Genomic DNA, 21,587 nt, shown 5'->3' with positions numbered 1-21,587 from the left:
GGGCTCGGAGATGTGTATAAGAGACAGCATTTGTCATTTGTCATTTGTCATTTGTCATTTGTCATTTGTCATTTGGAGAAACTTTTGATCGGACATAATGTTGTAAAAGCACAATGAGCAATACGAAGGACATATCAGTGGAAGAAATTAGGACATGGCTAGATGAAGTTATGGATCCTGAAATCCCTGTGCTTTCGCTCAACGATTTGGGGGTTATTACCGGAATTGAAATTCAGGCATCTGGGAAAGTCAAAGTAAATATGACGCCAACTTTCTCAGGTTGCCCTGCCATGGACTACATGAAACGTGACGTTGAAGAAACACTCCAAAAAAATGGGATTGACGATTTTGATGTCCACCTTTCTTTTGAAACGCAGTGGAATTCTAACATGATTTCTGAAAAAGGCCGAGCTGCACTAAAGAAGTTCGGTCTTGCTCCTCCTCCAAAGCACAATTTGATTGTCGATATTGATTTATTAGAGCACTCTAAATGCCCATATTGCGATAGTACGAATACAGAAATGAAAACACCTTTTGGCCCAGCGCTTTGTCGTTCCTTACATTTTTGCCACAATTGCAATCAGGCATTCGAACAGTTTAAACCCCTTTAGATTTTCTCCCAAAGCGAGTCTACGTAGTAATTATTTTTGTCTGTAAAATTCTTCACTACCTTAAAACCTGCCTGCTCTGCAAACTGACGAATACTTTTCAAACTATACTTCTGAGACACTTCCGTGTGAATTGCTTCCCAAGCATCGAACGAATAAGTTTCGCCTGTAGCTTCAATAAAAACCTGCTGTGCTTTATTGCTGATTAGATGACTCTTAGTTTCCCCTGTTATAGGGTCATAGGTTGGGAAATGTTCGAAACCTTCTAAATCGAAATTAGCACCAAGCTCGTTGTTGATTCTTACAAGCAAGTTTAAGTTGAACGCTTTAGTCACCCCTAACTTATCATTATAGGCACTCAAAATAACGTTAGGGTCTTTCATTAAATCGAAACCAATAAAAAGAAGGTCTCCAGAGCTTAAGTTATCACCCAACCTTTTCAGAAATTTTGGAGCTGACCCGTTGGAGAAATTCCCAATATTTGAGCCTAGAAATAATACCACTTCTTTCTGAAAATGGTTTTCATTAAGTTTAGCTAAGGCATCGAAATAATCTCCTTGAATAGCATTTACATGTAGTTTCGGGATTGATTTCTCCAAGTCATCTGAGAGAATATCCAGCACATGTTGCGAGATATCAATTGGTGAATAGGAAAAATCTACCCCTTCGTTTGTAAAATGCTTTAGTAATATTTTCGTCTTTGTACCATCTCCAGCGCCTAACTCTACTAGTTTAAAACTCGTGTCATTAGCCAAGAAACTTTTTAGAATTTCTTCCTTCTGCTGATCAAATATTTCGAATTCGCAACGGGTAAGGTAATACTCTTCCAAATCCATAATAGATTGAAAAAGCTGATCGCCCTTTTCGTCATAAAAGTATTTTGAGGAAAGGCATTTAGGGTTTGAAGTAAGTCCTGAATGAATATCCCTTGCAAAGGTGGAAAGTGTAGCGGTAGTATCGCTCATAAGTTAAAAGTTTTCTGCTAGTCGGATTCCTGTGAACTGCCAACGTAGGTGTGGATGAAAAAAGTTTCGGTATGTAGGCCTGATATGGTTACGACTCGTGGCATATGAACCACCTCGGAGTACCATGGTATTGATCATAAACTTACCATTATACTCTCCTAGCGCTCCTTCTGGCTTTTCGTAAAACGGATAAGCTAAATAAGCGCTATTTGTCCACTCCCAGACATCTCCGTAAAATTGAGTGTTTTTACCCTGACGAGGCATAGGTCTAAAATTTCGATCGTCCACAAAGTTGGCTGATTCTGGAATTTCAGGTTCGTGCAATTTGCAAGCTACTTCCCATTCAAACTCTGTAGGCAAACGTTTGCCCTTCCATTTGGCAAAAGCATCTGCCTCATAAAAGCTCACATGGCTTACAGGTTCATCTGGGTTAATATTTTCTAAGCCTGCTAAGGTATAATGCTTCCAAACCCCATCTTGCTTGAGCCAATAGAAAGGTGCTCGTATATTTTCCTTCTTCACCCATTCAAAACCTTCCATTAACCAATGATTGAAATCTTGGTAACCACCAGCTTCAATAAATTCCATGAACTCACCATTGGTGATCAACCGATCTTGAATTCGATAGCGGTGAAGAAAAACCTTATGCACACCTTTCTCATTATCGAAATGGAAATCATTCCCTTGATAACCAACGGTATAAACACCTTCCTCTACTTCAAGAAAATTCTCTGCGAGATTCGGCTGATGTTTTTCCTCCTGAAAAGATTTATAAACGGGGAACAATGGATTGATTCCCAAAATATGTTTGAGGTCGTAAACTAGTAACTCTTGGTGCTGCTGTTCGTGATGGAGACCAATTTTCAATACTTCGATAACCTCATCATCAACCTCCTCGTCTGTTGAAAGAAAATGTTTCATGTGCTCATCTACATACGAACGATAAGCCATAATTTCGTTTACCCAAGGGCGAGATAAAGCTCCTCGTTCGGAACGAATCCAGCGCTCGCCTTCAGTTTCATAATAGCTGTTGAACAGGAAATGATAATCTTTGTCGAAGACTTTGTAATCAGCCATATTTGGCTTGAGCACGAAGTTTTCAAAAAACCAAGTGGTATGCGCCAAATGCCATTTAGGAGGACTAACATCTACCACAGGCTGCACTACAAAGTCCTCTGGTTGTAAAGGCTCGCAAAGTTCGTTGGTTAGCGCTCTTACCTTGAGATAATCGTTTAAAAGAGTATTAAGAAGTAAAACCTGATCTGTTGAAGAACTCATAGTGAAGCAAGGGCGTTTCTTAATTAATCATTTTAATAGTACGAACTTAGTTTTTCAATCCGCACTAATATAAGACCAATAACCCTTGCTAAAAGTTCTGAAAATTTTCAGAAAGACTTAACCAATTTCAATAACAACATCATCGGTAAGTGGATGACTAACGCAAGGAAGCACATAACCTTCGTTCAGTTCCGCTTCAGAAAGTCCCTCATCTTCATCCATTTTCACTTTTCCAGAAACACATTTACCACGGCAAGCTGTACATAGTCCGCTTTGGCAAGAGAAAGGCAAATCAATATCTTCATCCAAACCTTTTTCAAGGATAGTCTCGCCAGGTTCAACAGTGTATTTGAACTCTTCACCGTCATAGATAACGGTTACTTCGCGCGCAATAATCTCATTGCTCACGGGCTCACTCTCCTTCTTCTTAGCCGCATCCGAAGTAAAACTTTCTTTATGAACTTGAGTCTTCGGAATATTTAGGTTAGACAATGATGACTCTACAATATCCATCATTGGGCCTGGGCCACACATAAAGAATTCTGTTTGCCCTTCTTCCATTTTAGGCAACATATCCAGTGCTTCTTTAATAATATCTTGAGTGAGCAAGCCTTTGTAACCTTTCCATTCAGGCGGTGCTTCGCCTAGCACATGTACTACCTTGAATCGCTCTGGATTATCATTTTCCATTTGTGTCAAAGCAGATTTGAAAATAATTGAATCAGAATCTCTGTTGGCATAAATAAGAGAAACCTTTGATTTAGGCTCTTGATTCAACGCAGATTTAGCAATTGACATTAAAGGTGTAATTCCACTTCCGCCACCAAAAAGAACAATATGTCTTTCGTTATTGGAATCGAAAGTAGTAGTGAAGTTTCCTATAGGTTCTAATACCTCCATTACATCACCTGCTTTCAAGTTATCACCCAAATGATTTGACATCAAACCACCTTCAACACGCTTTACCGTTACAGCTGGGTAATCATCTACAAATGGTGAAGTACAAAGTGAATATGCTCTTCGTTCTTGCTTTCCGTTAATGTTGGCAATAAGCGTGAAAAACTGACCTGATTTGTACTTAATATTTCCAGAAGCTGGTTGTTCAAAGTAAATGCTAATGGCATCAGTAGTTTCGTTTACTACTTCTTTTACTGTTAAGTTTAAGTGTCCGGCTTTCACCGAAGGAATTTCACTTTTCTCTGTTTGCTTTTTTTTGAATAATCCGAATGCCATGCTTTAAATTCTGTTTATAAAAATTATCAGTGTAACAACACCAATGCGTAGAAAGTAGTTTAAAAGAATGCAAAAGTAATCATCATCTGCTGAACTATGAATTGTTCTGCCAATTTAGATACAGAAACAGTGGAAGAGTTACAGAAATGGAGGTTCAAGCCAGTACATTTTAGTATCTTTGCCCTTTCTTTTTAAACCGAAAAAATGGATTTGAATACACTCACGGCAATTTCGCCAATTGACGGTCGCTATAGAAGGGTTACCAATGCGCTAACAGAATATTTTTCTGAGTTTGCGCTAATTAAATACCGCGTTGAAGTTGAAGTAGAATATTTCATCGCTCTATGCGAAATTCCTCTTCCGCAATTATCAGATGTAGACTCTAAAGTTTTTGATGCGCTTAGGGCTATCTACACAAATTTCACCGAGGCAGATGCCTTGAGTATCAAAGAAATCGAGAAAACCACGAATCATGATGTAAAGGCGGTTGAGTACTTTCTGAAAGACAAGTTTGAAGCACTTGGCCTTACAAAACATATAGAATTCATTCATTTCGGGTTAACATCGCAGGATATTAATAACACTGCCATTCCTTTGTCATTAAAAAGGGCGATGCATGAAGTGATCGAGCCTTCTTTTTTAGAGGTGAAAAACATGATTAACGAAATGGCTGAAACATGGAAAAACATTTCTATGCTGGCCAAAACACATGGCCAACCCGCTTCTCCAACTAGGCTAGGTAAAGAAATGCATGTATTTAGCAATCGTATTGAAGAACAAATGATTCTGTTGGGGGACATTCCGTTTGCGGCTAAATTTGGTGGAGCTACGGGTAATTTTAATGCACATCACGTGGCCTACCCAGCCATCGACTGGATTGACTTTGGTAATGAGTTTGTGAAAGAATCGCTTGGCTTACAGCGCAGCCACCCTACCACACAAATTGAGCATTACGATCATATTGCAGCCCTTTTCGATAATATGAAAAGGATTAACACTATTTTGATAGATTTCTCTCGTGATGTTTGGCAATACGTATCCATGAATTACTTCAAACAAAAGATTAAAGCAGGTGAAGTAGGTTCTTCGGCCATGCCGCACAAAGTAAACCCAATTGACTTTGAAAATGCCGAAGGAAACTTGGGAATTGCCAATGCTATCTTCGAACATCTCTCTGCTAAACTACCTATCTCTAGGCTACAGCGTGACTTAACGGATTCTACGGTATTACGTAACATTGGAGTGCCATTAGGTCATACGCTTATCGCTTTAAAATCGCTTGAAAAAGGAATTAAGAAGCTGGAGTTAAACCAAGCTGCTATTGACGCAGACTTGGAAGATAACTGGGCGGTTGTTGCCGAGGCTATTCAAACCATACTTAGAAGAGAAGGTTATCCAAAACCTTATGAAGCCTTAAAAGGATTGACCAGAACCAATCAAAAAATCACTGCTGAAGTAATGAAAGAGTTTATTCAAACTTTAGAAATATCAGCAGAAATAAAAAATGAACTGATGCAAATCAGTCCATTTAATTATACTGGCCTATAAGTAAAAAGCCCCTTACGGGGCTTTTTTTATTTCTTAGCTTTTTCAATTACTGAATCTGTTTTTGGATCGTATTCCAATAGTTCATTGTAAAGAAGTACTCCATCTTTAAAATCGTACAAGGTCAATGTTCTTAACTCATAATAAGCGTCCCAGTATTGTTGTAAAGCAAGAACATAGTTTCGTATCGCACTATCCTTACTAGTTCTAGCATTTGTTAGGGTAAGAATATCAACTTTACCCGCCAAATACCTTCCATTAGTAATCTCAAAACGCTTCAAGGCTATTTCCTCACTCTTTTTAGCCAACTCTATTTGCTCAATAATTTGCTGGAAGTTTCTTACCGCATTTGCAATTTCCTGATCGAAAGTAATCATATTTTGATCTATCGTAAACTCAGTCAGCTTCTGCTGCTCATATGCCTGATTCATTCTAGCTTTATTTCTACCACCATCAAGGATAGGCAAATTAAAACTCAACCTGAATTGTGAACCAGCAGCTACATTACTTGATTGGTAAACTTCATTTAGCTCATCTCTTTGCGCACTATTATAGCCATATGAAGCAGATATTGACACGTTAAAGCGAGTTGCCCGTGCAGACGCGACATTACGTTCAGCCTGTAGTCTATCCAATTGAAAGTCTAAATACTCCGCTCTATTATCCTTAGCATACTGCAAAGCCGTTTCATAGTCAATATCAAAAACTGGGACTTCCATGGGTGCTATTAGCTCCAAATCAACATTTTCCGTAAGACCAATAAAGTTTCTTAACTCCAGTGAAAGTGATTGAACTTCTAACTGTGCCTGCTGAGCATCACTTTCTGAGTTTAACAAATCAAGCTCTGTTTGTAATAATTGATCTTCAGTCGAGGTTCCAATGTTATAACGACCTTGTTCCACTTTAAAAACAGTATCATTGGCCTGAGCATTCTGTAAAGCGATCTGTAAATTCTTCTGCTCAACAAGCAATCTAAAAAACAGGTTCGCTGCGGTTTGAGATGCTTGCTCCATAGACTGGACATACGACCTTTTTGATTGTTCATACTCCAACGGTTGGATCTTACTATCCCACTTAAAAGGGTTTACATTAAACAAAGGCTGAGTAATTGAAATACCAACGGGATCACCTTGATAGTATTTATTGTCACCATCAAAATCATCAAACCTTGCTAAGTTAGTTTCAAATGAGACTGTAGTGTTGGTCCAAGGCAACACTTGCTCTAAGCCAAGACTTAAATCCGAATTATTCTGATTTACCTTACGAAATACTACAGAACCATCATTCTGTGTAACTGGTATAGATCTATTAGTGTAATTTGGTAATGTCCCTTGTAGTCTCAATTGAGGTTTTAATTGGGATTTATAAACATTGTAACTCCAATAGCCTAAAGTTCTCTGTGTTTCTGCTCTCTTAGCACTTCTAGAGTTTTCTCTTGCCAACTGAATCACCTCTTCCAGAGTTAACACTCTTTTTTGTTGGGAAAAGGATACTTGAGCCAGACCTATAAATAGTAATGATAATAATATGACCTTTTTCATAATGTTTTTAGAATCTTATTCGTGTCTTAATGATGTAATAGGATCTTGACTTGCAGCTCTTCTAGCAGGAGTAATTCCAAAAATAAGCCCTACAGTAGCCGCCACTCCAAATGATATTGCAATTGACGCAAAGCTAATTTCGGTTGGGAAGTCTGCTAAAGATGATACTGCAAAGGCTAATGCAATACCCAAAATCACACCTATAATACCGCCCGTTACTGAAATTAACACAGCTTCAAATAAAAATTGTGAAACAATATCAGTAGATTTTGCACCAATTGAAAGTCTCAAACCAATTTCTTTGATTCTTTCCATTACAGACGCCAACATAATATTCATAATTCCAATACCTCCTACCAGCAGTGAAATGGCGGCAATTGCGGCTAACACGATGTTAAAAATATTCTGTGTTCGTTGTTGTTGTTTTAGAAGCAACTCAGGAATAGTGATTTCATAATCAATAACTCCAAAATGCCTTCTTTCCAACATTCTTGACAGAACTTCTGCAGTAGAACTTAATTTAGCAGATTCGCTCACTTGAACTACCAAACGGTCAATTTGATGGTAGTTTTTAGGCGCTGAATCTTCAGAGTCAGAAGAAGCTCCCGAAATAGAAATGCTCATCCCTCTTCCAAAACTCATCATGCTCATACCTCCAAAACTCTTTTTAAGTCCAGAACCAGTCACCAAATCACGGTTAATGTATCTTACCAAAACCGTTTGAATTGGGGTGTAAACATCCATGTTATAGTCACGGATACCAAGGTTAGAAATGGCTTTCTCAGAGATAAACCTTTCTTTCAATACACCAATTACTTCTAACCACTGAGTGCCTACTTTGATTTTCTGTCCAATAGGGTTTTCTTGAGGGAAGAACTTACTTTGAATACCTTTACCAATAATACAAACAGGCGCACCAACTCTTAATTGGTTTTCATTAAAAACCTCTCCTCCATCCAACTCAAAATTGGCTACCTCAAAATAACTAGGCTCTACACCTACTAATTTTGAAGATCTTCTTATACCATTTTTAATGATATAAGTTTCTAGCAGAATTTCAGGGCTCAACCTTTCCACTCCAGGAATGTTATTGCGAATACTCTCTACGTCAAGCAATTTTAGCCCTGGCGAGAACTTCTTTTTATCATTCTCATCGGATTCACCTATGCGCTGCTCGGTTTGCTCTACTACGGGTTGAACAATAATATTATTCACCCCTACCAATTCAATTTGCTCCAAAATCTCTTTCTGGGCACCGTTACCGATGGCTAGCATAGCGATTACCGCAGCAACTCCGAAAATGATACCCAAGGCAGTGAGCAAAGAGCGCAACTGGTTGGCAAGCACCGCTTCGAGCGCGATATAGAAATTGGATAATAAACTTTGCTTATTCATAATTGAATTTACTGATTTGGTTGACTTGAACGTCCGCCTCTAGAAGCGCCAGTCCCTGATGGCCGCTGTCCTCCTGAGCCACCTCTCATCATTTGAGAAGGGTCTGTAATACCACGGTCTTTCAATCTCTGAATCACCTCAGGACTCATAGGTGTACCATCAGGCATTACCCATTTACTGTCATCTTCTAGTTTATTTTCAGAAGGGTTTAGTTCGTATTTTTGCATTCTGGTGCCATTCAATTCAGGAATCAAATTTGGTTCCTTTCCATCAATACCATCAGGTTTGCTTAGGTATAAAACATCACCTTCTTCAACTCCTTTTTCAATAACCGCTTCGTTGCTATTGGTTAAACCAACCTTAACCTCCTGAAGAGTACCGTTTTTCTTAATTACGTAGTTGATAGAATCGTTATAAACATGAAGACATTCTAAAGGAACATGAATAACATCTGTAAGCTTCTGAGTAACAATCACATTACTAGTTGTCATCGATGGCCTCAACTCTTTATCACTTTCGTTTACCCTTACTATCACTTCAAACACTTTTGCGTCTGAATTTGGGTTTTGCTGACCTACACGAGCCACTCTAGTTACTTTTCCTGTAAGTCTTTTATCGGGAAATGCATCCAAACCAATTTCAACAGGTTGGCCTAGCTTTACTTTTCTAATATCCACCTCATTAACAAAAGTAGTTGAAATCATGCTCGACAAATCTGGAAGCTCTGCCACTTCAGGGCTCCAACCCTGAAGCTGAGATCCTTCAACAATGCGTTCTCCACCAAAGCCTTTGGTATAAATTACCATACCATCTTGTGGCGCATAAATTGTAAAGTCTTCTAATAATTTTAAGCCATTATTATATCTCGTTTTTCTTCTGTTAAGATCAACAGTTTCATCAATCATTTTTGATTTAGCTTGTTCTACCTTTAACTTATAGTTGTCAATAGCACGCTCTTTATCTCTTAAAAGCTTATCCAGCTCATTTTGGTATTTCTTTTTAGTTGCTGGTGGTTCGTACTGTGATTGTTCGATTTGTAATTGCTTCTCTTCTATTGAATAATCAAGATTCAATAGTTTATCTCTTTCTCCGCTCAGGGTAAGAGCAGTATCAATTTTAGCATACTCATATTCTGCTACTTGAGCATCTAGCTGTTCCTTTTCAGATTGAATTTTTTCGAAAAGCTCACTCTTATCTAAGTCGGCAACATAATCACCTTGTTTCACTTGCGTTCCTTCCTCAACCAACTTGGTGATGGTCATTGTTCTAATATTGAAATCTCTTGCCGCTGTTGGCCCCATGATTTTAGTAGACCTTTCAGCAGAAAGTTCACCAGTGGTGGTTACCTCTACAGTAAATTCACCTTTTTCAGCGGTAGCAAATAATGACACTGCATCCTCAGTTGTATCCGTTTTAAATACGGTGAGGGTAACAACGATAGCTGTAACGACAACCAAACCGATAATAATGAGTTTTTTTCTCATGACTCTTTTTATAATTGTTTTAAAATATGTGCAAAACTAGGGCTATTAAATCTGTCCGCAATTCCATATACAGAAATATGCAGCCACTAAAGTAAAAGCCAAAAAGGCTCGATATGTTTAAAAATCACTGAATTACGTGCTTTTACACCAGTGATTTTCTCGAACCCCTTCTATCGATCTTAGATGATTTTAACACAGGTTTAGTTTAACCGAACTATGGTTCAATTATAAAAACGGTAAATATTCAGTGCAGACAACAGCATGTTCCTTTCAGTGGCAAGCCATGCTTTTAATCTTATCTTCTATCTTTGCGCAAATCGCTCGAATGAAAAGGTTCATCAGTTTTGTTATTAGAAAGGTGCCTAGAAAATACCTTCAACTATTTAGTCATCACTTGCTAAAGGTGGTGAGCATTTTTATGCGTGGCAACAATGTTACCTGCCCAATTTGTGAAATTAGCTACCGTAAGTTTCTGCCTTACGGAAGGCTGAACCCTAGAGAAAATGCCCTCTGCCCCGACTCCCTGTCATTAGAAAGGCATCGTTTAATGTGGCTCTACTTAAAAGAAAGAACGAGTTTCTTTACCGCCCCTAATAAACTTCTGCACATTGCGCCAGAACTATGCTTTATCGACAAGTTTAAAGCAATGCCTAATATTGATTATACCACTGCGGATTTAGAATCGCCTTTGGCCGATGTAAAAATGGACGTTCATGACATTCCTTTCGAGGATAATACTTTTGATGTGGTTTTCTGCAATCATGTAATGGAGCACGTGGATGATGACATCAAAGCCATGAGCGAAATTCATAGGGTATTAAAGCCAGGAGGCTGGGCTATTATTCAATCTCCGCAAGACTATAGTAGAAAAGAAACACTAGAAGACCCCACAATTACCGACCCTAAAGAACGAGAGCGCGTTTATTGGCAGAATGATCATGTTCGGTTGTTTGGTTTAGATTATGGCAAGCGATTAGAGAAAGCTGGCTTTAAAGTAACAGAAGATCGATTTGTGATGGAATTGCCAGCTGAAACTGTGAAAAAATATGCGCTTCCAGCCAATGAAATCATTTACTTTTGCGAAAAAGGTTGATCGCCTCTAGGTTTTAATATTTCTGAAATCATCCCCATTCCGTAACCTGTAAGCTGAGTAAAAGCTGCCGTTACACTTAACAAACCTACATCCATACTTTTATTCAGTATAGAAGAATGAATGAAAATGCATAATATAAATAAGGTAAGCAGTGCTCCTCCTAAGGTAAATAGAACTGTGGAATAGAAAATAGTAGTAAGCCAAACCAACAACCCAAGCACAAAAACAGCGGGCAAAGCATGAATCGCTTTTAGTTCTCCTGGAAAGAAACGGTTTACGTTAATACGTGCCCTGCCAAAAAAGTGTAGCTGTTTATAAAAGTGAGAGAAACTGGTTCTTCTTTTATGATAAACAAAGGCTTCGGGAATTAAACCTGTTTTAAAACCAGCTTCAATTACTCGAATACTAAACTCGATATCCTCACCCATTCGGGTGATTTTGTAGCCTTTTGTAGCTTCAAACACTTCTTTAGAAATACCCATATTAAAGCTTCTCGGGTGAAAAGTGCCTGCATGCTTCTTATTCCCTCTAATTCCACCCGTAGTAAAAGGCGAAGTCATAGAATAACTAATAGCTTTCTGCAATGGAGAAAATGAAGGGTGCGCTTTATCAGGGCCACCAAAAGCATCTAATGGAGTATAATCTAAAAACTGATTTACTTTTTCGAAATAGTCTTCAGGAATAATGCAATCTGAATCAAAAACCACAAAGTAATCTCCTTTAGCCTTTTCGAAACCGTAATTTCTTGAAAAGCCTTGGCCTGAATTCTCTTTAAAGAAATATTGAATGGAAAGTTGGTTTTGGTAAGACTCAACTACTTGGTCACATTTCTCAGTCGAACCGTCCTCCACAATAATTACTTCAAACTGAGTGTAGGTTTGAAGTGTTAAAGACTTCAGAAGTTCATCTACTTCATCGGGACGATTGTAAACAGGAATGATTACCGAATAGAACCTCATTTCTTATCTAAACCAATTTGGTCTTCAAGAATATAGTCGTTTTTGTTTTGCGAATTCATGGTCATCATTTCGCCCAAAAAACCTGCTAAAAACAACTGGACACCTATAATAATGGCTGCAATGGCCAAAAAGAAAAGGGGTTGATCCACTACATCTCTATACACATTGCTCTTTTGAATATAAATCGCATGAATTTTTTGCCATGAAATCCACCCCACAAAAACAAACCCGATGAGGAATGAAAGTGTGCCCAAAGTACCGAAAAAATGCATTGGTCTTTTCTTGTAACGCGACACAAAGGAAATGGAAATCAAATCAAGAAAACCGTTGATAAAGCGTTCCAAGCCAAACTTGGTAGTACCGTATTTTCTTGCCCTGTGCTCTACTATTTTTTCTCCAATTTTAGTAAAGCCATTACGCTTAGCGATTACAGGAATGTAGCGATGCATTTCGCCATATACCTCGAGCGTTTTAACAAGTTTATGGTCGTAAGCTTTTAAACCACAATTGAAATCATGCAGTTTAATGCCCGATAAAATTCGGGTAATTCGATTAAAAAATTTAGAAGGAATGGTTTTAGAAATTGGGTCGTGGCGCTTTTTCTTCCAGCCAGACACCAAATGATACCCTTCTTTGATCATGGCATATAGGCCTGGAATTTCATCAGGACTATCTTGCAAATCAGCATCCATAGTAATTACCACATCGCCTTCCGCATGCTTAAAGCCCACATTCAAGGCAGCCGATTTTCCATAATTACGATTGAATTTCAATCCTTTGATGGGGAAATTCGAAGACAGCTTTTGGATTTGCTCCCAAGAACTATCGTTACTGCCATCGTCTATCATTACCAGTTCATAAGATAAGCCGTGTTCAATCATGACACGGCTTATCCAATTTACTAGTTCAGGCAACGACTCTTCTTCGTTATAAAGCGGTATTACTACTGAAACTTGTACCAATGTTTTCTAAAATTCGTCTTCTTCGTTTTTCATTATGGCAGAAACAATCAAACCAAAGATCAATCCTGCGAAAATAGCCATAATAAAAGACATGATGGCCATAAACTCTGGGCTTGTAAAGAATGCCATCATTCCTTCAACATCCGCGGCATTTCCTTGGTCTGGCGGAGGACCGAATGGGCTGTTTTGTTGTGCGTCTTTAATGAAGTCTAAATACGCAGGATCTACAATAAAGTAAACATAACTGGCTACAGAGCGAATTAACCCACCTATAAGAGACACCATCATCAGAATTCCAAAACCCTTTCCGAATGACATAATGTTGCCGTTGTTTGCTTTGAATTCCTTACAAGCAAAAACAAACACTCCAATTACAATACCCCATTGAATAAACATTCCTACAAATGGCAACTGTATTCGTGCCATCGCCATAGCTAAGGTGTATAACGTACTTACAAGGCCAAAGACAACTCCGAACTTAATCCCTATCTGGCGACCTGTTACTTGTTCTTCCATAATTTCTAATTTTTAAGGTTGATGAATTGAAATTAATAATTTTCAGGAAGTAATAGAGAAATAATGAATGTTAAGATTCAATTTACTTAAGCGAATCATTTTGAGGATTAGCGAACTATTTTAAGCTCGACTAGACCTTAAAATGATACTAAACACTGGCGTAACCACTAAACCAATCAATAACTTCTTAATAAAAACATCGAATACCAACGTACTTCTTGTGGTATTTGCGATCATTTTGTATTGCTCTAAATAACTTTCTTCGCTTAATGCGGCTACAATCATATCCTTTCTATTCACCAAATCTTCTTGTGCTGTTTTAATGTATTCACTCAAAAAGTCAGGATTTCCCCAGTAAATAAAAATCAAATAGAAAAGGGCAAAAATGGCCGCAGTAGTCACGTAAACAATAAACCCGATGGTCATTCCATGATAAAATCTAAACTCCCCACCACCAACATTATCTTTATAGTCCTTTAATGCCAGAAAAAGGAAAATTACGATTACCATAATATCTAACAGGAAAGAAAGCAGATTTCGCCATGGTTGAAGCCCCATAAAGTAGAATACCAAAAAAGCTATAATAGTAAATAGGGCCGTGACCGCACCATATTTAATCGATATACGGGTAAGCTTTGGATTGACTTTAATCATTAGAAATAAACTTTCCGTTGTTTACGATGCCAACCACTTTCCCTGTCATTTCTTGGTTGAAGAATGGAGAAGCTGCTGATTTAGACTTGTTCGTTTTTCCATTGTAAGTCCATTTCACTGTCGGTGAGAAAATAGTTAAAGAACCTCCACCTTCTGTAACGGATGCTTTTTCAATTCCCAAAATATTTCTGGGAGCTGCTGTAACTCTTTCGATGCAAGCTTCAGTTTTATCTCCCATTGCGCTGAGCAAAGCGGGGTAAAAAGTTTGAAGCCCAATAATTCCAAAATCAGCCAAATCAAATTCTAACTGCTTACTTTCTTGGTCGTGCGGTTGATGATCGCTCACTATCACATCAATCGTTCCGTCTTTCAAACCTTCGATAAGGGCAAGTCTATCTTTTTCGCTTCTGAAAGGAGGGTTGACTTTAAAACTGGTATCGTAATCCATTAAGTTTTCATCGGTAAAAAGTAAATGATGAATACCAACATCTGCTGTTACTTTTAGCCCTTCGGCCTTAGCCCTTCTAATTCTTTCTACAGCTCCAGCCGAAGAAATCAAACTGAAGTGGATTTTTCCTCCTGCATATTTCAGCAGTTCCAAATCCCTGTCGATCATTACTTCTTCTGCCAATTCAGGCATGCCCTTCATTCCCAAGATTGTACTCACCTGTCCTTCATGCATGGTGCCAAAAGCGGTTAGCATTCTATCTTCAGGTCGGTTGATCAATACTCCATCAAAAGTTTGAAGGTATTGTAAGCTCTTTAAAAGAATGTCTGTATGCCAAATCGGCTCAATACCATCTGTAAAAGCGACTGCACCAGCAGTATGCAAGTCGATCATTTCGGTAAGCTCTTTGCCTTGGCAACCCAAAGTTACTGCAGCAGCGGGGTGTAAATTCACGTCCGCACCTTTGTTCCACTTTAAGTAATAACTAATACTGTTCTTATTAGAAGTGACCGGATCGGTGTTGGGCAGTAGTAATACATCGGTAAAACCGCCAGCAGCGGCAGCCGCAGAACCCGACTCTAAATCTTCTTTGTGTTCTTTTCCTGGATCAGTAAAATGAGCCCGCATATCGAACCAACCTGGTGAAACCATCAGGTTTTCATGTTCAATTACAGTTCCTTCAAAACTAATCTGGTTTTCAATTTTTTTAATAACACCATCTTGAAGAAGGATGTCTTTGGTCGAATTATGATGCGGAGAGGAAGGATCGATTACCTTGGCAGCACGGATTAAAATTTCCATATCACAAATATCGGATTAAAATTACTTCCGCAAAAAGAAAAAGAAGCCCAAGCATTAAAGCATATTTCCAAAGATTGATTCCTTTAATTCCTGCCGTTAGTTCGCGGTTCACTTCTATACCATCTTCTGCCTGAATTACATTGATATTTTTGGCCTGCGCTAAGGTTTCTAATTCGTCAATACTATGACGTTCCACAGACGATTCGGCTTTTGACTGATTAAAAGCAATGGTACCTAATTCTATTTCCCCCTTCATAATGGTGTAATGCCCAGCAGTCAATTCATCTTTAGGGATTTCCATGATCAAGTTTTTACCCGAAATACGTTGGTCGGGGGTGATAACACTCTCTCCATCTGAAAGCGTTATAATATCGTTGGCAGTTAAATTTTCTTCCAATGGATATACCATAGTTTGCTCATCTGTGAGATAATAGAGTTTGGAAAGATTGACTTTACTGCCCAAAGCCAGCTTATACATAACAGGTACAAAAAGGGAATGACTCGGGAAGCTTGTAGCTTCTGCACCGAAATCACTCGAAAAAACATAGGCGTTTCCTAAAGGTAATTCGGCCTTAGAAAGAAATTCTCTGCCATTCTTAAAATTCAGCATACCCAATTCGCTATTGATCAATCGGTAAGTGATGGAAGCTTCTGGCATGGCAATGGCCTCATTTGTATTTTCAAAAACACCATCAAAAAATGGGTTCTGAAAATTAGGCTGCCCCAAGCCTAAACGTTCATCAGAATCGAACCTTATGGTAAGTCCAAGTTGAGAAAAAGTCTGGAAGTTGCTTTCGGCAGATGGAATGATCAACACCGTACCATTCCTCTCCAAAAAGGTTTTTAGTGCCGAAATCAGTTGATTTGAAAAATCAGAAAGCTGGTTCAGAATAATGATATCACTTTGCAGCAATTCATTATTATCAATATTGTTGGCGCTGAAAGCCTGATAATTGAACAACTCATTGTCTGCATAAAGCTGTTCTATAAAGCCATTAGAATTAGGACCTTTCACCTCGTGAACAATTACCCTTTCAATATTATTAAGGGTTAAAAAGTATTCGTTATCGAATAAGACTTTTGAGTCGTCAAGGATTACTTTGGCGTTACTCAGCCCTTTTGCCGACTGATCAATTTCAAAAATATGCTCGGTTATTCCATTGGCAGACACATTTACCACAGCAGTGCTTGACAGTTGGTCGTCAAAAAACAATCGAACATTCACATCTTCAAAATCCTCTGTACCTTCATTCCTTAGCACCACCTTGAGGTTGTTTTTCATTGCCCCAAGCAGAAAGCTATTCTCTAAATAAGCCGTATCAAAATATAGGTTGTTATTATTTTCGCCTTCAATAGGCATTAAATAATAGTTACGCAGTGAGTCGCTGGCAATTGAGGCCAATTCGTTTTCATTACTTTTCTGAAAGTCGGAAATCAAATAAACATCTCCACGAAAGCCGCTGGCCGCAATTCGCGATTGAATCTCATCCATACTTCTTCCTACCCCAGATAATTCTAATTCTGTAAACCTGTCTTTAATAGTCGAAGCCGTATAACTGGTGTTTAAAGAATTGCCGTAACCGTTTTCGAGAAATTTAAACTTGGCTGATTCAGGGTAAGCATCTACCACACCTGTGGACAGGGAGTAAGCTCTATCGAATGCACTTTGTTGCGAGCTTACTGGCATATCCATGCTCAATGAATTATCGAGATAGATCAGTACTTCATCAGACAATTCCTGATCGTTGGCGTTATCCTTGAAAATAGGCTGCGCGAAGGCCAAAATCAAGAAAGCAATAAACATGAGCCGCGAAAGTAAAATGAGCAGTTCCACTAGTTTGCGTTTAGAAGAACTTTCTTCCTTCACCTTTTTCAGCAAGGCGATATTGGAAAACTGTACACGCTTCACCCTTCGGAAATTGAAAAGGTGAATGATGACGGGAATAGCCAAAGCTAAAAGCCCCCACAGTACTGCTGGATTGGCAAATGTTAAAACAGTGTATATCGTCAAAGCGGATTTGTTATTCTAAGCTTCAAAAACATAACTACGTAAAAATTGATTTGAATATGTAGTTCTGCTCAAAATTTATTCGAATGGTTGCTAATATACAAGGGTTGAAGCCTCTTCTGGTCAGTATAGCCACCCTCTTCCAAAAAAATCTCTACGATTTTTTGAATACATCGTATTATGATGTATTATTGTTCTATGTATTCAAGAGAATTATTAAAAGGCATACTCAAACCCATTATTCTAAAGCTGCTTTCGGAAGAAGAAAGAATGTATGGTTATGAGATTGTGCAAAAAGTAAAAGAGAAAACGGAGGGCCGAATCCTAATTAAGGAAGGTTCGCTCTACCCTACGCTTCACGCATTAACGAAGGAAGGTTTTCTGACCACTGAATCCGTACTAGTGGGCAATAGAACCAGAAAGTATTACTCACTCACAAAGAAGGGAACGGGATTAGTAGCTCCCACCATGCAAGAGTTATCTGACTTTCAGTCTACACTATCCTTACTTTTCGGGGAACAAAAACCAGCTGTATCATGATTAATTCTAGTCAAACCCAGCAGATCAGAAGCTATTTGCTTCAGCAAGGCTTTACAAACCCCGAACTAATCGATGATTTAGTAGACCACCTTTCCTGCGAAGTAGAATTTCTTGTAGAAGACGGACAAATAGACTTTGCTACGGCTTTTTCAAATGCCAAGGAAAAAGTGATGCCTGATTACGCCATTCAGATTGAAAACGACTTAAAATTTTTAACCACCAAAAAATATAACACCATGATGAAAAAACTCGCATTTATTGGAGGCTACGCAAGTGTAGTGTGCTTGTGCCTCTCTATACTTTTTTTTAGTCAGTCTTTATTGGGTTCAAAAGGTTCAGAGTTCAAGGTTCAAGCAATACAAGCTGAGTTTTATTCGAGCAATCTAGAAAGTCGCACTGAGGATAGTGAAGATAAATTCAGTAATCGAATAAGTACGATTCGATTAAATACCGCAATTGAGTCGTCTAAAAAGTTTGACCTAGCGGAAACCTTCTTATTAATCTCTTTCATTCTTTTTGCAAGCCTTTATCTACCTTATCAATTCTATAGCAAGTATCAACGAAGCGAAGAATCACTTCAGCAAGCATAAAAAAACGCCTCGCTACTTTTCGTAACGAGGCGTTTGTATTTTAAGTCAAAACTTTGGCTTATACCGCAGCTTCTTCTGTAGCATAATCCGAAACAGGAATACAGCTACACATCAAGTTTCTATCGCCATAGGCAGAATCGATGCGGGCTACAGTTGGCCAGAACTTAGCTTCTTTCACATATTCAGCAGGATAAACTGCTTTTTCACGTGAGTAAGGTCTTTCCCAGTTTCCTTCCAATACCATAGCTTGAGTATGTGGTGAATTGATAAGAACATTATCACTCTCATCAGCAATTCCGTCCATTACTTCTCTGATTTCCTGACGAATACTCAACATGGCTTCACAGAAACGATCCAATTCCACTTTCGATTCAGACTCTGTTGGTTCGATCATCAAAGTACCCGCTACTGGGAATGATACCGTTGGCGCATGGAAACCGTAATCCATTAAACGCTTGGCAATGTCTGTTACCTCAATTTTACTGGCTTTAAAATCACGGCAATCCACGATCATTTCGTGTGCGCAACGTCCTTTAGAACCAGCGTATAGAATTTTGTACTCCTTCTCAAGAATGGCTTTAATGTAATTAGCATTCAAAATGGCCAACTTGGTAGCGTTTGTTAAACCTTCAGCGCCCATCATCGCAATGTAAGCGTAAGAAATTGTTAGAATACTAGCGCTACCCCAAGGAGCTGCAGAAACCGCAGTAATTGCATGCTCTCCTCCACTTTCTACAACTGGGCTACCTGGTAAAAACGGTGCAAGGTGTGATCTCACTCCGATTGGCCCCATTCCAGGCCCACCACCACCGTGAGGAATACAGAAGGTTTTATGCAAATTCAAGTGACAAACATCTGCACCAATAAGGCCAGGACTGGTCAAACCTACCTGAGCATTCATGTTGGCACCATCCATATACACCTGTCCGCCATTGTCATGGATAATCTGACAAATGTCTTTGATACTTTCTTCAAACACACCATGAGTTGAAGGATAAGTTACCATTAAGCAAGAAAGCTCGTTGCTGTTTTGTTCTACCTTAAGCTTAAGGTCTTCAACATCAATATTTCCACGCTCATCGCAAGCTACCAATACCACTTTCATACCGGCCATTACCGCAGAGGCTGGGTTAGTACCGTGTGCCGAAGTTGGGATAATAGCCACATTACGCTGCATATCGCCTCGGCTTTCGTGGTATGCTCTAATCACCATAAGGCCAGCGTATTCTCCTTGCGCACCAGAGTTTGGTTGCAAAGAAACATCGTCAAAACCAGTAATTTCAGAAAGCCAATCCACTAAATCGTTGAAGAGCATTTGGTAGCCCTTAGTTTGATCTAAAGGAGCAAAAGGGTGAATACCTCCGAATTCTGGCCAAGTTACAGGCACCATTTCGGCTGTGGCGTTCAATTTCATTGTACAAGAACCCAGAGAAATCATAGAATGTACTAATGACAAATCTTTGTTCTCCAATTTTTTGATATAACGAAGCATTTCGTGCTCAGAGTGGTACTGATTAAACACTGGGTGTGTCATAAAATCAGAAGTACGCTCTAAGTTTTTCGGAAGTTCAACTTCTAGGCCGGCTGCCTCAGCATCCAAATCAAATTTTACTACCTGGCCGCTTGCCTCTGCAAATACATCAAGTATCAGTTGAATGTCGTCAACCCTTGTAGTTTCATCTACAGAAATACCAATATCTCCGTTTTCGAAGTATCTGAAGTTGATCTCATTTACTTCTGCAATCGTTCTGATTTTATCTGAAACAGAAGATTCTGCTTCAATTCTTAAAGTGTCGAAATACACTTCGTTTAATTGCTTGAACTCTAATGAAGTCAAGCCCTTCTCTAATAACTTCGCGAAGCCATGAATTTTAAGAGCAATATGCTTAATACCTTTTGAACCATGGTAAACACCATACATTCCGGCCATTACTCCAAGTAAAACCTGAGCGGTACAGATATTAGATGTTGCTTTTTCTCTTCTGATATGTTGCTCTCGGGTCTGAAGCGCCATTCTATAGGCCTTGTTGCCTTGGCTATCAATAGAAACTCCAATAATTCTACCCGGAATCTGACGTTTAAATTCGTCTTTCGTAGCAAAATAGGCAGCATGTGGCCCACCGTACCCCATTGGTACACCAAATCTTTGCGTGGTACCAACTACCGCATCAGCTCCCATTTCTCCCGGAGGAGTTAATAACGCTAGCGACATTAAATCAGCAGCTGCGGTTACAAATACATTATTGGCTTGTGCTGTTTCAATAAAAGATTTGAAATCTCTTACGCTACCGTCACCTGCTGGATATTGGTAAAGCACACCGTATAAATCTTCGTTGGTTAAATCAAGTTCTTCAATCTTGCCAATCACCAGATTGATCCCTACAGGAATCGAACGTGTTTTTAAAAGATCAATGGTTTGGGGGAAAGTATTTTCGTCTACAAAGAAAGTATTCGCATTTTTCTTTTCCTTCTTTTTCAAACCTGAAAACATGAACATTGCTTCAGCCGCTGCGGTAGCCTCATCTAATAAAGAAGCATTTGCAATTGGCATTCCAGTAAGGTCCATCACCATAGTTTGGAAATTGATCAAGGCCTCTAATCTACCTTGAGCAATTTCGGCTTGGTAAGGGGTATAAGCAGTATACCATCCTGGGTTTTCAAGAATATTTCTTTGGATTACACCTGGAACAATGGTGTCATAATAACCCATTCCAATGTAAGATTTGAACAGTTGGTTATGGCTAGCAATCTGTCTCAAATCCTTTAAAAACTGGAACTCCGATTTAGGGAGAGGCAGGTTCAACGGCTCCTTCATTCTAATGCCTGCAGGTACCGTTTCGTCAATCAATGCATCTACGCTTGGCAATCCGATTACCTTAAGCATTTCCGCTACATCTTGCTGATCAGGACCATTGTGTCGATCTTCAAATTTTTGGGTTTTCCTTAAATCAATCTTAGTCATATCCA

18 protein-coding genes are annotated in these 21,587 nt (G+C 38.9%); 5 read left to right on the top strand and 13 right to left on the bottom strand.

The annotated features are described in order from the left end of the window. The first annotated feature begins 113 nt into the window (after positions 1-113). Positions 114-611, top strand: a complete 498-nt coding sequence (gene paaD, locus AWW67_RS06180) for a 1,2-phenylacetyl-CoA epoxidase subunit PaaD (RefSeq protein WP_062300718.1) — start codon at positions 114-116, stop codon at positions 609-611. Here the strand turns inward: paaD and egtD are convergent. The 3 genes from egtD to AWW67_RS06165 form a co-directional block, all read right to left on the bottom strand. Beyond that, positions 608-1,573, bottom strand: a complete 966-nt coding sequence (gene egtD / locus AWW67_RS06175; RefSeq protein WP_062300717.1) for an L-histidine N(alpha)-methyltransferase — start codon at positions 1,571-1,573, stop codon at positions 608-610. The genes paaD and egtD overlap by 4 nt on opposite strands. 3 nt (positions 1,574-1,576) lie before the next feature. Further along, positions 1,577-2,851: an ergothioneine biosynthesis protein EgtB gene (gene egtB / locus AWW67_RS06170; protein ID WP_062300716.1), complete on the bottom strand. Its 1,275-nt coding sequence runs from the start codon at positions 2,849-2,851 to the stop codon at positions 1,577-1,579. Positions 2,852-2,968: 117 nt separating this feature from the next. Further along, entirely contained in the window at positions 2,969-4,084 is a 1,116-nt protein-coding gene (locus tag AWW67_RS06165) for a ferredoxin--NADP reductase (RefSeq protein WP_062300715.1), read from the bottom strand. Between the two features lie 204 nt (positions 4,085-4,288). Here AWW67_RS06165 and purB point away from each other — a divergent pair, with 204 nt between their 5' ends. Then, entirely contained in the window at positions 4,289-5,632 is a 1,344-nt protein-coding gene (gene purB, locus AWW67_RS06160) for an adenylosuccinate lyase (protein ID WP_062300714.1), read from the top strand. Positions 5,633-5,658: 26 nt separating this feature from the next. Here the strand turns inward: purB and AWW67_RS06155 are convergent, their stop codons facing one another. From AWW67_RS06155 to AWW67_RS06145, 3 genes are read right to left on the bottom strand one after another with little or no spacing between them, the layout of a single operon-like run. Further along, positions 5,659-7,170, bottom strand: coding sequence for a TolC family protein (locus AWW67_RS06155; RefSeq protein WP_062300713.1), 1,512 nt, complete (start codon positions 7,168-7,170; stop codon positions 5,659-5,661). A 15-nt stretch (positions 7,171-7,185) separates the two neighbouring features. Further along, entirely contained in the window at positions 7,186-8,565 is a 1,380-nt protein-coding gene (locus AWW67_RS06150) for an ABC transporter permease (protein WP_062300712.1), read from the bottom strand. An 8-nt stretch (positions 8,566-8,573) separates the two neighbouring features. Then, the gene (locus AWW67_RS06145; protein ID WP_071387061.1) at positions 8,574-10,049 is read right to left on the bottom strand and encodes an efflux RND transporter periplasmic adaptor subunit; all 1,476 of its coding nucleotides are present in this window, start codon (positions 10,047-10,049) and stop codon (positions 8,574-8,576) included. Positions 10,050-10,374: 325 nt separating this feature from the next. Here AWW67_RS06145 and AWW67_RS06140 point away from each other — a divergent pair, with 325 nt between their 5' ends. Further along, positions 10,375-11,142, top strand: a complete 768-nt coding sequence (locus AWW67_RS06140) for a class I SAM-dependent methyltransferase (RefSeq protein WP_053223660.1) — start codon at positions 10,375-10,377, stop codon at positions 11,140-11,142. On the opposite strand, the gene AWW67_RS06135 is transcribed toward AWW67_RS06140, so the two are convergent. The 6 genes from AWW67_RS06135 to AWW67_RS06110 form a co-directional block, all read right to left on the bottom strand. Beyond that, the gene (locus AWW67_RS06135; protein WP_062300711.1) at positions 11,121-12,101 is read right to left on the bottom strand and encodes a glycosyltransferase family 2 protein; all 981 of its coding nucleotides are present in this window, start codon (positions 12,099-12,101) and stop codon (positions 11,121-11,123) included. The genes AWW67_RS06140 and AWW67_RS06135 overlap by 22 nt on opposite strands. Continuing rightward, positions 12,098-13,063, bottom strand: coding sequence for a glycosyltransferase family 2 protein (locus AWW67_RS06130; protein ID WP_062300710.1), 966 nt, complete (start codon positions 13,061-13,063; stop codon positions 12,098-12,100). The genes AWW67_RS06135 and AWW67_RS06130 overlap by 4 nt, the downstream gene beginning before the upstream one ends. A 6-nt stretch (positions 13,064-13,069) precedes the next feature. Further along, the gene (locus AWW67_RS06125) at positions 13,070-13,579 is read right to left on the bottom strand and encodes a DUF4199 domain-containing protein (protein ID WP_062300709.1); all 510 of its coding nucleotides are present in this window, start codon (positions 13,577-13,579) and stop codon (positions 13,070-13,072) included. Between the two features lie 120 nt (positions 13,580-13,699). Next, positions 13,700-14,233 (bottom strand): DUF4199 domain-containing protein, encoded by a 534-nt coding sequence (locus tag AWW67_RS06120; protein ID WP_062300708.1) that lies wholly within the window; start codon positions 14,231-14,233, stop codon positions 13,700-13,702. Further along, positions 14,226-15,482 (bottom strand): dihydroorotase, encoded by a 1,257-nt coding sequence (locus tag AWW67_RS06115; protein WP_062300707.1) that lies wholly within the window; start codon positions 15,480-15,482, stop codon positions 14,226-14,228. Before AWW67_RS06115 ends, AWW67_RS06120 begins: the two co-directional genes overlap by 8 nt. Before the next feature lies 1 nt (position 15,483). After that, on the bottom strand, positions 15,484-17,493 hold the full coding sequence (locus AWW67_RS06110; RefSeq protein ID WP_062300706.1) for a BatA domain-containing protein: 2,010 nt from the start codon (positions 17,491-17,493) through the stop codon (positions 15,484-15,486). 195 nt (positions 17,494-17,688) lie between these two features. Here AWW67_RS06110 and AWW67_RS06105 point away from each other — a divergent pair, with 195 nt between their 5' ends. Both AWW67_RS06105 and AWW67_RS06100 read left to right on the top strand, forming a co-directional pair. Beyond that, a complete protein-coding gene (locus AWW67_RS06105; protein WP_062300705.1) occupies positions 17,689-18,030 on the top strand; it encodes a PadR family transcriptional regulator in 342 nt (113 codons plus the stop codon). Continuing rightward, entirely contained in the window at positions 18,027-18,620 is a 594-nt protein-coding gene (locus AWW67_RS06100; protein WP_062300704.1) for a hypothetical protein, read from the top strand. The genes AWW67_RS06105 and AWW67_RS06100 overlap by 4 nt, the downstream gene beginning before the upstream one ends. Before the next feature lie 58 nt (positions 18,621-18,678). Here AWW67_RS06100 and gcvP read toward each other — a convergent pair whose 3' ends face one another. Continuing rightward, a complete protein-coding gene (gcvP, locus tag AWW67_RS06095) occupies positions 18,679-21,582 on the bottom strand; it encodes an aminomethyl-transferring glycine dehydrogenase (RefSeq protein WP_062300703.1) in 2,904 nt (967 codons plus the stop codon). Positions 21,583-21,587 lie beyond the last annotated feature (5 nt).

The sequence above is a fragment of the Roseivirga seohaensis genome (assembly GCF_001592945.1).
Taxonomy (GTDB): domain Bacteria; phylum Bacteroidota; class Bacteroidia; order Cytophagales; family Cyclobacteriaceae; genus Roseivirga; species Roseivirga seohaensis.
Note: the sequence above shows the minus strand (reverse complement) of the source record. Positions and strands in the feature narration are given on the sequence as shown.

Excerpts from the sequence above, each read along its gene's own strand:
- paaD (WP_062300718.1), top strand. The coding sequence starts at position 114 with ATGAGCAATACGAAGGACATATCAGTGGAAGAAATTAGGACATGGCTA.
- egtD (WP_062300717.1), bottom strand. The coding sequence starts at position 1,573 with ATGAGCGATACTACCGCTACACTTTCCACCTTTGCAAGGGATATTCAT.
- egtB (WP_062300716.1), bottom strand. The coding sequence starts at position 2,851 with ATGAGTTCTTCAACAGATCAGGTTTTACTTCTTAATACTCTTTTAAAC.
- AWW67_RS06165 (WP_062300715.1), bottom strand. The coding sequence starts at position 4,084 with ATGGCATTCGGATTATTCAAAAAAAAGCAAACAGAGAAAAGTGAAATT.
- purB (WP_062300714.1), top strand. The coding sequence starts at position 4,289 with ATGGATTTGAATACACTCACGGCAATTTCGCCAATTGACGGTCGCTAT.
- AWW67_RS06155 (WP_062300713.1), bottom strand. The coding sequence starts at position 7,170 with ATGAAAAAGGTCATATTATTATCATTACTATTTATAGGTCTGGCTCAA.
- AWW67_RS06150 (WP_062300712.1), bottom strand. The coding sequence starts at position 8,565 with ATGAATAAGCAAAGTTTATTATCCAATTTCTATATCGCGCTCGAAGCG.
- AWW67_RS06145 (WP_071387061.1), bottom strand. The coding sequence starts at position 10,049 with ATGAGAAAAAAACTCATTATTATCGGTTTGGTTGTCGTTACAGCTATC.
- AWW67_RS06140 (WP_053223660.1), top strand. The coding sequence starts at position 10,375 with ATGAAAAGGTTCATCAGTTTTGTTATTAGAAAGGTGCCTAGAAAATAC.
- AWW67_RS06135 (WP_062300711.1), bottom strand. The coding sequence starts at position 12,101 with ATGAGGTTCTATTCGGTAATCATTCCTGTTTACAATCGTCCCGATGAA.
- AWW67_RS06125 (WP_062300709.1), bottom strand. The coding sequence starts at position 13,579 with ATGGAAGAACAAGTAACAGGTCGCCAGATAGGGATTAAGTTCGGAGTT.
- AWW67_RS06120 (WP_062300708.1), bottom strand. The coding sequence starts at position 14,233 with ATGATTAAAGTCAATCCAAAGCTTACCCGTATATCGATTAAATATGGT.
- AWW67_RS06115 (WP_062300707.1), bottom strand. The coding sequence starts at position 15,482 with ATGGAAATTTTAATCCGTGCTGCCAAGGTAATCGATCCTTCCTCTCCG.
- AWW67_RS06105 (WP_062300705.1), top strand. The coding sequence starts at position 17,689 with ATGTATTCAAGAGAATTATTAAAAGGCATACTCAAACCCATTATTCTA.
- AWW67_RS06100 (WP_062300704.1), top strand. The coding sequence starts at position 18,027 with ATGATTAATTCTAGTCAAACCCAGCAGATCAGAAGCTATTTGCTTCAG.
- gcvP (WP_062300703.1), bottom strand. The coding sequence starts at position 21,582 with ATGACTAAGATTGATTTAAGGAAAACCCAAAAATTTGAAGATCGACAC.